This window comes from Streptomyces sp. (assembly GCF_035563135.1).
GTDB lineage: Bacteria > Actinomycetota > Actinomycetes > Streptomycetales > Streptomycetaceae > Streptomyces.
This window is the reverse complement of the sequence record NZ_DATMVN010000282.1, coordinates 1-9,546: the sequence shown is the minus strand read 5'-3', so window position 1 is coordinate 9,546 and position 9,546 is coordinate 1. Positions and strand designations below refer to the sequence as shown.

The window sequence follows — 9,546 nt, the reverse complement described above, 5'->3', positions numbered from 1 at the left end:
AGGACACGGGAAAGGACCCGGAGGTTCTCGACGCCCTGCTGCGGGCGGCCGCAACGGGTTCCGGCCGCCGCCCCGAGGCCCGCACCCGGGCTCTGGTGCACCGCACCGGGGCGCTGCTCGCCCGGACACCCGAGGGCGCGGCACGCTTCGACCGCGCCCTGGCCGAACTCGCCCGGGAGATCCCGGGGTTCGCGGCCCTCGTCATCCGGTGGTCGGCGGACGCCCCGCAGGAGTGGGCCGCGGTGGCGGGCCCCGGCGCCCGCCGGACGGTGGAGGAACTGGGCGGGGCGCGGCCCGCGATCTCCATGCCGATGCAGGCCGTGGGACGTGAGCATGGCAGTCTTAGACCTGCGTAATGGACACACACGTACACAGGTTCGGGCGAGGAGCGGTCACAGTGCACTGCTGGCGTGGCTTGGAGGACATCCCTGAGGGCTGGGGACGCAGCGTCGTCACCATCGGCTCCTACGACGGGGTGCACCGCGGACACCAGCTGATCATCGGCCGTGCCGTGGAGCGGGCGCGCGAGCTCGGCGTGCCCTCCGTCGTCGTCACCTTCGACCCGCACCCCAGCGAGGTCGTCCGGCCCGGCACGCATCCCCCGCTGCTCGCACCGCACCACCGCCGTGCCGAGCTCATGGCCGGACTGGGGGTGGACGCGGTGCTGATCCTGCCGTTCACCGCCGGTTTTTCACAGCTCTCGCCCGCCGACTTCATCGTGAAGGTGCTCGTCGACAAGCTGCACGCGAAGCTGGTCATCGAAGGCCCCAACTTCCGCTTCGGACACCGGGCCGCGGGCGACGTCACGTTCCTCGCCGAGCTCGGCCCGACGTACGACTACGGGGTCGAGGTCATCGACCTCCATGTGAGCGGTGACGCGGGAGGCGGCGAGCCGTTCTCCTCCACCCTCACCCGCCGTCTGGTCGCCGAGGGCGACGTCGCCGGGGCCGCGGAGATCCTCGGCCGCCCGCACCGCGTCGAGGGCGTCGTGGTGCGCGGCGCCCAGCGGGGACGCGAGCTGGGCTTCCCCACGGCGAACGTGGAAACCCTGCCGCACACCGCGATCCCCGCCGACGGCGTGTACGCGGGCTGGCTGACGGTGAACGGCGAGGCGATGCCCGCCGCGATCTCGGTGGGCACGAACCCGCAGTTCGACGGCACCGAGCGGACCGTCGAGGCGTACGCGATCGACCGCGTCGGCCTCGACCTGTACGGACTGCATGTGGCGGTGGACTTCCTCGCCTACGTACGCGGCATGCTGAAGTTCGAGTCGATCGACGACCTGCTCGTGGCGATGGCCGCCGATGTGAAGCGCTCCAGCGAGCTGATCGCGGCGTACGAACGGGCCTGACCCCCTTCCTGTGATGCGTACGACGGCACCGGGGCATGGCCGGGTGCAGGGGGCCGAGCCGGGAGGATGCGCACGTGCGTGAACCGCTGTCCGAACTGCGTGAGCGGCATGGGACCGGCACGCCCTTCACCCTGGCCACCGTCGCCGCCCTCCGGGTGAGCTGACGGGCGCGATCCACCACACCGGGGAATCCCGGGTCCGGCCCGGCCGGCCTGCTTCCTAGGGGAGGCCGGCCCCCGCCGCCCAGTGACAGGCGACCTGGGTCCGGCCGTCCCCGTCCAGGACCGGCAGATCCTCCGTGCGGCACGCGTCCGCGACGCCCGCGCGCTCCGCCTCCCCCGAGGCGAGGATCTGGCAGCGGGCGTGGAAGCGGCACCCTGACGGGACCTTCGAGGGGTCGGGCGGTTCGCCCGTGAGGATCACCGGCTCGCCGTCCGCCTCCGGGAGCACGGACAGCAGCGCCTGGGTGTACGGGTGGCGTGGAGCCGTGAGGATCTGCTCCACGTCACCCGTCTCCACGATCCGGCCGAGATACATCACCGCCACCCGGTCGGCGATGTTCCACGCCAGCCCCAGATCATGTGTCACCACCAGCGCCGACAGCCCCAGTTCGTCACGCAGCCGCAGCAGCAGCGCCAGGATCTCGCCGCGCACGGACGCGTCCAGCGAGGCCACCGGCTCGTCCGCGACGATGAGCTCCGGCTCCAGGACCAGCGCGCCCGCGATCACGACACGCTGGCGCTGACCGCCGGACAGTTCGTGCGGATACCGCAGGAAGAACCGCTCGGGAGGCCGCAGCCCCGCCCGCGCCAGCGCCCCGGACACGGCCGCCCGCTCGTCGCCCGCGTGACCGTGGATGCGCAGGCCCTCCGCCACCGCGTCGTACACCGTGTGGCGGGGGTTGAGGGAACCGCTGGGGTCCTGGAGCACCAGCTGCACCCGTTTGCGGTACGCCTTGAGCGCCCGGCCGGCGTAGTCGAGGGGCTCGCCCCCGAAGGTCACCCGGCCGGACGTGGGCGGCACCAGGCCCAGCAGGGACCGGGCCAGTGTCGTCTTCCCGCAGCCCGACTCACCGACCAGGGCGACGATCTCACCGGGCCGGATGTCGAGGTCGACCCCGTCGACCGCCCGCGCGGTCGCCGCCCCGCGCCGGCCGGGGAAGGCGACCTTCAGCGCCTGGGCGCTGAGCAGGGGAGCCGGGGGAGTGGTCGTCATGAGGTGCTCCTTGTTTCCTGGGCACCGCCGTGCGGGCCGGGCGTCGCGGGGGCCTGCGGCCCCACCAGCACACAGGCCGCCCGCCGGGACGGACCGGCCGGGCGCAGTTCCTGGTCCTCGGTGGCGCAGGAGTCCAGCGCCACCGGGCAGCGCGGATGGAACGTACAGCCGGAGGGCAGCGCCGACGGATCCGGCGGATCACCCGGCAGGCCTCGCGGCGCGTGCCGCGACGCGAGGTCGCCGATGCGCGGGAAGGCGGCCGACAGGGCGCTGCCGTAGGGGTGCCTGGCCTTCTCGTACACCTGCTTGGCGGGGCCCTCCTCGACGACCCGGCCGGCGTACATCACCGACAGCCGGTCGCAGGTGTCCGAGAGCACCGCCAGATCGTGGCTGATCATGATCAGACCGAGGGCCTGGTCGCTGACGAGCTGTTCGATCAGCCGCAGGATCTGCGCCTGGATCATCACGTCGAGGGCGGTGGTGGGCTCGTCGGCGATGATCAGCCGAGGATCGCAGGCCAGCGCCATGGCGATCATCACGCGCTGGCGCTGACCGCCGGACAGCTCGTGCGGATAGGCATCCGCGCGTGCGGCCGGGAGCCCCACCTGCTCCAGCAGCTCACCGGCCCGCCGGCGCGCGGCGGCCTGTGTCGCGCCGCCGTGCAGCAGGATCGGTTCGGCGATCTGGTCCCCGATGCGGTGCACGGCGTTCAGCGAATGCATCGCGCCCTGGAAGACGATCGACGCACCGGCCCAGCGCACGGCGCGCAGCCGCCCCCACTTCATGGTGAGGACGTCCTCGCCGTCGAGCAGGATCTCGCCGCTCAGGGTCGCGGAGGCGGGCAGCAGGCGCAGGAGCGCGAGTGCCAGCGTCGACTTCCCGCAGCCGGACTCCCCGGCGATACCGAGCTTCTGGCCCGCCTCGATCCGCAGGTCGACCCCCCGCACGGCGGGAACGGCCGAGGTCCCCGAACCATAGGTGACACGCAGGTTCCGGACGTCGAGCAAGGGCTGCCCGGTCCCCGGCTCCGTAACGCTCTCGGTCTTGACGGCGGTCAACGGGAACCCCCCAGCTTGGGGTTGAGCACGGTCTCGATGGTGCGGCCGCACAGCGTGAACGCGAGGGCGACGACCGCGATGGCGAGACCGGGCGGAGCGAGGTACCACCAGTTGCCGGAGCTGACCGCCCCGGCCTCACGGGCGTCCTGGAGCAGCCCGCCCCAGGAGACGACCGTGGGATCGCCGAGTCCGAGGAAGGCGAGGGTCGCCTCGGTGAGGATGGCGGTGGAGATCACCAGCGTGGTCTGTGCGAGCACCAGCGGCATCACATTGGGCAGCACATGGCGGGACATGATGTGGCGGTGCCCGCCGCCGAGCGCCTTGGAGCGCTCGATGTACGGACGTGACTCCACCGACAGCGTCTGCGCGCGCACGAGCCGCGCCGTCGTCGGCCAGGTCGTCACCCCGATGGCGAGGACGGTCGTCCACAGGGACCGCGAGAGCACGGTGGCCAGCGCGATGGCGAGCACCAGCGTCGGCATCACCAGGAACCAGTCCGTGATCCGCATGACGACATTGCCGTACCAGCCCTTGAAGTGACCGGCCGTGATGCCCACCAGGGTCCCGATGGCCACCGAGAGGAAGGCGGCGAGCAGGCCGACGGTCAGCGAGACCCGTGTCCCCCACACCAGCAGGGCGAGCAGACTGCGGCCGAACTGGTCGGTCCCGAGGGGGAACGCGGCGCTCGGCTCCTCCAGCGGGCCGCCCGGCGCGGCGGTGACGCTCAGCGAGTCCGCACCCACCAGCAGCGGGGCGGCCAGCGCGGTCAGGGCGATCAGCGTGAGCACGGCGAGTCCGGCCAGGCCGGCCCGGTGGCCGCGGTACTGCCGCCAGAAGCGGGCCGCCGCATGGCGCCGGCGGGCCCAGGTCAGCGCCCGCGGGCCGATGGCCGGCGCGGCGTCGGTCGTGGTCGTCATCGGCCCACCCGGGGATCGAGGAGCGGATAGATCACATCGGCGAGCGTGTTCATCAGGATCACCGCGGCGGCGAAGACGAAGAACAACGCCTGCACCAGTGGCAGGTCGGGCACGCTCAGCGCCTGGTAGAACAGCCCGCCCAGGCCGGGCCAGGAGAACACCGTCTCCACGAGGATGGCACCGGCCACCGTGTTGCCCAGGTTGACGAAGAGCAGCGTCACGGTCGGCAGCATGGCGTTCGGGACGGCGTGCCGGCGGCGTACGAGGTCATCGCGCAGACCCTTCGCGCGGGCCGTCGTCAGGTAGTCGCTGCCCATCTCGTCGAGCAGCGAGGAGCGCATCACCAGCAGGGTGCGCGCGTACTCGACGGCGACGAGGGTGACGACCGGCAGCACGAGGTGGTGGGCCACGTCGAGGACGTGGGCGAAACCGCTCCCGCTGCCGGACTCCATGCCTCCGGTCGGGAACATGCCGGGGACCGGCCCGATACCGACCGACAGGGTGATGATCAGGAGCAGCCCCAGCCAGAACGAGGGCACCGAGTACAGCGTCAGCGCGAAGGCCGTGTGGAAGCGGTCCCCCGCCGAGCCGTTGCGCCAGGCGGACCTGGCGCCCAGCCAGATGCCGATCGCCGTGTAGATCACGAACGCGGTGCCGGTGAGCAGCAGCGTCGCGGGAAGAGCCTCGGTGATCTTGTCCATCACGGGAGCACGGAACTGGTACGACGTACCGAAGTCCCCGGTCAGGGCCTTGCCGCAGTATTCGGTGAACTGCTGCCAGAGCGGCAGGTCCAGGCCGAATTCCTTGCGCATCGCGGCGATCTGTTCGGTCGAGACCTGCCGGCCGCCGGTCATCTGCTTGACCGGGTCGCCGGGGATCAGGCGGAACAGGAAGAAGCTCGTGACGAGCACGGCGAACAGCGAGACGGCCGCACCGGCCAGCTTGCCCGCCGCATAGCGGAGGTACGCGGTCGTGCTGCGGGCACGTGGACCGCGGACCGACGGCCCGGCCGGAGCCGGGCCGTCGGTCCGCACACCGTCCACGCCCGCCGCGCCCTTCAGGAGCGCGGGAGTGCTTTCTGTGCTCATGGACTATTCACGGTCTTCCGCGGTGGAACGACGACGCATGGCGAACAGCAGCCCGCCACCGGCGAGGACGACTACGGCGACACCGGCACCGATGAGGACTCCGGTGGAGCTGCCGCTGTCACCGGACGAGCCGCCCGACGCACCGGCGGCCGGGACCGCCGACCACCAGCTCCAGTAACCGTCCTGACCGTAGATGTTTCCCGCGTCCGAGGGCATGGTCGTGATCGACTCGATGTGATCGGTGCGGTAGGCCTCGACGGCATTCGGGTACGCCATGACATTCATGTACCCCGTGTCGTACAGCCGCGACTCCATCTGCTTCACGAGGTCGGCCCGTTTGGCGGGGTCGTATTCCGCCAACTGCTTCGCGTAGAGCTCGTCGTACTGCTTGTCACAGATGAAGTTGTCGGTCTGCGCGGTTTCCTTCGGCTTGGCCGGCAGCGCGGCGCAGGTGTGGATCGACATGACGAAGTCGGGGTCGGGGTTGACGGACCAGCCGTCGAAGGCGAGGTCGTACTCACCGGCGTACCAGGGGTCGGAGACGTTGTCGCGGCAGTCGACCTCCAGGCCGATGCCGAGGTCGCCCCACCATTCCTGGAGGTACTTGCCGATCGCCTTGTCGTTCGGGTCCGTGGCGTGGCACAGGATGCGGAAGTCGAGCGGTCTGCCGTCCTTGCCGGTCCGCTTGCCGGCGCTGTTCTTCCTGTAGCCGGCCTCGTCGAGGAGGGCGGCGGCCTTCGCCGGGTCGTGGGCGAGCTTCTGCCCGGCCGCCGGCTTCCAGAAGTACGAGCCGTAGCGCGGCGGGATGTAACCCTCGCCCTCCACGGCGTACCCCTGGAACACCTTGTCGATGATGGTGGTGCGGTCCACGGCCATGAACAGCGCCCGGCGGACCTTCTGGTCCAGCAGCGCCGGGTGGCCGTCGCCGAACTTCTTGCCGTCCTTGGTCTGCGCGCCGGGGTTGGCCGCCAGCGCGTAGAAGCGCCGGCCGGGCGCGTCGTTCACCTTGATGTTGTCGGCGGTCTTCAGCGACGCGGCCTGCGCGGGGGTCAGGCTCGGGCTGCCGGCGACGAAGGAAACTTCACCCTTTCGGAGGGCGGCGACGGCTGCGTCCTGGTCCTTGTAGTACCGGAAGACGAGCTCGTCGAACTTGGGCGCGCCCCGCCAGAAGTCCTTGTTGGCCTTGAGCTTCACATAGCTGTCGACCTTGTAGTCCGTCAGGATGAACGGCCCGTTGCCGACGATCGGGAACTTCGTGTCGTTGTTGAACTTCGAGAAGTCGCCGACCTTCTCCCAGACGTGCTTGGGGACGATGGGCACATCCAGCGCCGTCATCGTGGCCTGAGGCCGCTTCAGCTCTATGACCAGCTTGTCCGGGCTGGGCGCGGTCACCTTCTTGAAGTTGGAGACGAAGCTGCCGTTGGAGGTCGCGGCTCCTTCGTCGGTCATCATCGTGTTGAAGGTCCACGCCGCGTCCTCGGCGGTGGCCTTCTCGCCGTCCGACCACTTCGAGTCGGAGCGGATGGTGTACGTCCACGTCAGCTTGTCCGCCGAGGTCTCCCACTCGGTGGCGAGTCCGGGGACCGTGTGGCTGTCCTTGGCGTCGTAGTTGGTGAGGTAGTCATACATCAGCCGGTGGATGCTCGTGGAGAGCAGCCGCTGCGCGAGGAACGGGCTCAGGGAGTCGACGCTCTGCGCGACCGCGACCGTGAGGGTCGACTTCCCGTCGGCGGCCTGCGCCTCCTGAGGGGCGGACGCGAGCGGGTTTCCCGGTACGACCGATCCGGCAGCGAGCGCCAGTGCGGCGGCTCCGGAGGCGAGAAGGATACGCAGGCGGCCGCGTGGGCGGGAGGAGCGTGGTGGAAATCTTGTGACCATGAACGTGGACCTCGCGTCAGGACTCGCACGGTGAAGGTGGGAAGATCTCTGGTTCGCCAGCTGGTGAAGCGAAGGTCTATCAGCGGTGGTCGAGTCGCGTCAACGGTCCGTCAAACCGCGTGTGGTCTGCGGGAATGCGCTGAGGGCCCGCACCGGGTGAACGGTGCGGGCCCTCATTGGTTCAGACCTCTACTGCCTCACTGCTGAGACGCCGGCGGCGGCTGCGGAGGGTGCTGCTGCCGGCCCGCCGGCGGAACGGGGCCTTGCAGTTCCGGTTGTCCGTGCTGATGTGCCTGGCCATCGTGGTGCGCGGGCGGCGGGAGCGGCCCGGCCGGACTCCCGCCGGGCCGGGCCTGGGAGGGCGGCGTCTGCTGCCAGGCGTTGTTCTGCGCGTCCTGGGCGGGGTACGGCGGGTACGGCTGCTGGGGCGCGGCGGCCTGCGGGGGAGGCTGCTGGCCGCCGTACGGCTGCTGGCCGCTGTACGGCTGCTGTCCTGCGTAGGGCTGCTGCGGCTGGGCGGGGTACGGCGGCTGCCCCGGGTACTGCTGCCCGGGATACGGCTGACCGGGCTGAGGCTGCGGCGCGTACTGCTGGTGGCCGGGCGCCTGCTGACCGGGCGCCTGCTGACCGGGCATCGGCTGTCCCGGCACCGGCTGTCCCGGCATCGGCGGGGCGAACTGCGGTGGCGGACTGGCGCCGTTCGTCGTCCACAGTCCCTGCTGCTGCTGGGCCCGCTGGAAATCCTCCGCCACCAGCGCGGAGAGGTTGAAGTACGCCTCGCGGGTCTTCGGGCGCATCATGTCGAGGTCCACCTCGGCGCCGGCCGCCAGGTGCTCGTCGAACGGCACGACCACCACGCCGCGGCAGCGGGTCTCGAAGTGCTGCACGATGTCGTCGACCTTGATCATCTTTCCGGTCTCACGGACACCGGAGATGACGGTCAGGGAACGCCGCACCAATTCCGCGTAACCGTGCGCCGACAGCCAGTCCAGCGTGGTGGACGCGCTGGACGCGCCGTCGACGGACGGCGTCGAGATGATGATCAGCTGGTCGGCGAGGTCCAGCACACCGCGCATCGCGCTGTACAGCAGGCCGGTGCCCGAGTCGGTGAGGATGATCGGGTACTGCTTGCCCAGCACCTCGATCGCCCGGCGGTAGTCCTCGTCGTTGAAGGTCGTGGAGACCGCCGGGTCCACGTCGTTGGCGAGGATCTCCAGGCCGGAGGGCGCCTGCGAGGTGAAGCGGCGGATGTCCATGTACGAGTTGAGGTACGGGATCGCCTGGACCAGGTCGCGGATGGTGGCCCCGGTCTCGCGGCGCACCCGGCGGCCGAGCGTGCCGGCGTCGGGGTTGGCGTCGATGGCCAGGATCTTGTCCTGCCGCTCGGTGGCCAGGGTCGAGCCGAGTGCGGTGGTCGTCGTGGTCTTGCCGACTCCGCCCTTGAGGCTGATGACCGCGATGCGGTAGCACGACAGCACCGGCGTACGGATCAGGTCCAGCTTGCGCTGCCGCTCGGCCTCCTCCTTCTTCCCGCCCAGCTTGAAGCGGGAGGCGGCGGACGGGGCACGGCTGCTCCTGGCCTTCTGCTTGCCCCGGACCAGCCGGTCCGACGACAGCTCCACGGCGGCCGTGTAGCCGAGCGGGGCGCCCGGCACGGAGCGCTCGCGCTGGTCATGGGTGACCGGCGTCGGCCAGGCCGACCCGGTGCGCGGATCCACAGGCGGAGCCTGGGGGGCGGGCGGCTGAGGCCGGTACGCCTCGGGCCGCTGCGGCACGGGCAGGTCAGGCCCGGCCTGGGCCGCCTGCTGGGATACCTGCGGGGGGAGCGGGACCCCCTGCGCGGGGAACTGCGGCTGCTGGCCGGCCTGCGGGGCCGGGAACCCGTGACCGCCCTGCTGCGGTACGGCCGGGGGCAGCTGGGGTGCGCCCTGGGCGGGCGGCTGCTGCGGAGCCTGGGGGAACCCGTAACCGCCCTGCTGCGGAGCCTGAGGGAACCCGTGACCCCCGTGTGGCGCGGGCGCGTTCGGCTGAACCGGCTG

General features: G+C 71.1%; 8 protein-coding genes. 2 read left to right on the top strand and 6 right to left on the bottom strand.

What is annotated here, in order from left to right; genetic code table 11:
• Window positions 1-356, top strand: a 356-nt coding sequence (locus VN520_RS12415) for a hypothetical protein (RefSeq protein ID WP_325746946.1), incomplete at its 5' end; no start/stop codon positions are given.
• Window positions 357-397: 41 nt separating this feature from the next.
• Window positions 398-1,351: a bifunctional riboflavin kinase/FAD synthetase gene (locus tag VN520_RS12410; protein ID WP_325746945.1), complete on the top strand. Its 954-nt coding sequence runs from the start codon at window positions 398-400 to the stop codon at window positions 1,349-1,351.
• A 219-nt stretch (window positions 1,352-1,570) separates the two neighbouring features.
• Here the strand turns inward: VN520_RS12410 and VN520_RS12405 are convergent, their stop codons facing one another.
• The 6 genes from VN520_RS12405 to VN520_RS12380 all read right to left on the bottom strand — a co-directional run.
• Window positions 1,571-2,566, bottom strand: coding sequence for an ABC transporter ATP-binding protein (locus tag VN520_RS12405; protein WP_325746944.1), 996 nt, complete (start codon window positions 2,564-2,566; stop codon window positions 1,571-1,573).
• A complete protein-coding gene (locus VN520_RS12400; RefSeq protein ID WP_325746943.1) occupies window positions 2,563-3,624 on the bottom strand; it encodes an ABC transporter ATP-binding protein in 1,062 nt (353 codons plus the stop codon). The genes VN520_RS12405 and VN520_RS12400 overlap by 4 nt, the downstream gene beginning before the upstream one ends.
• A complete protein-coding gene (locus VN520_RS12395; RefSeq protein WP_325746942.1) occupies window positions 3,621-4,541 on the bottom strand; it encodes an ABC transporter permease in 921 nt (306 codons plus the stop codon). Before VN520_RS12395 ends, VN520_RS12400 begins: the two co-directional genes overlap by 4 nt.
• On the bottom strand, window positions 4,538-5,629 hold the full coding sequence (locus tag VN520_RS12390; RefSeq protein WP_325746941.1) for an ABC transporter permease: 1,092 nt from the start codon (window positions 5,627-5,629) through the stop codon (window positions 4,538-4,540). Before VN520_RS12390 ends, VN520_RS12395 begins: the two co-directional genes overlap by 4 nt.
• A gap of 3 nt (window positions 5,630-5,632) precedes the next feature.
• Entirely contained in the window at window positions 5,633-7,507 is a 1,875-nt protein-coding gene (locus VN520_RS12385; protein WP_325746940.1) for an ABC transporter substrate-binding protein, read from the bottom strand.
• A 197-nt stretch (window positions 7,508-7,704) separates the two neighbouring features.
• Window positions 7,705-9,546 (bottom strand): MinD/ParA family protein (locus VN520_RS12380; protein ID WP_325746939.1); only part of this gene is annotated, 1,842 nt, incomplete at its 5' end.

Excerpts from the sequence above, each read along its gene's own strand:
- VN520_RS12385 (WP_325746940.1), bottom strand. The coding sequence starts at position 7,507 with ATGGTCACAAGATTTCCACCACGCTCCTCCCGCCCACGCGGCCGCCTG.
- VN520_RS12395 (WP_325746942.1), bottom strand. The coding sequence starts at position 4,541 with ATGACGACCACGACCGACGCCGCGCCGGCCATCGGCCCGCGGGCGCTG.
- VN520_RS12405 (WP_325746944.1), bottom strand. The coding sequence starts at position 2,566 with ATGACGACCACTCCCCCGGCTCCCCTGCTCAGCGCCCAGGCGCTGAAG.
- VN520_RS12390 (WP_325746941.1), bottom strand. The coding sequence starts at position 5,629 with ATGAGCACAGAAAGCACTCCCGCGCTCCTGAAGGGCGCGGCGGGCGTG.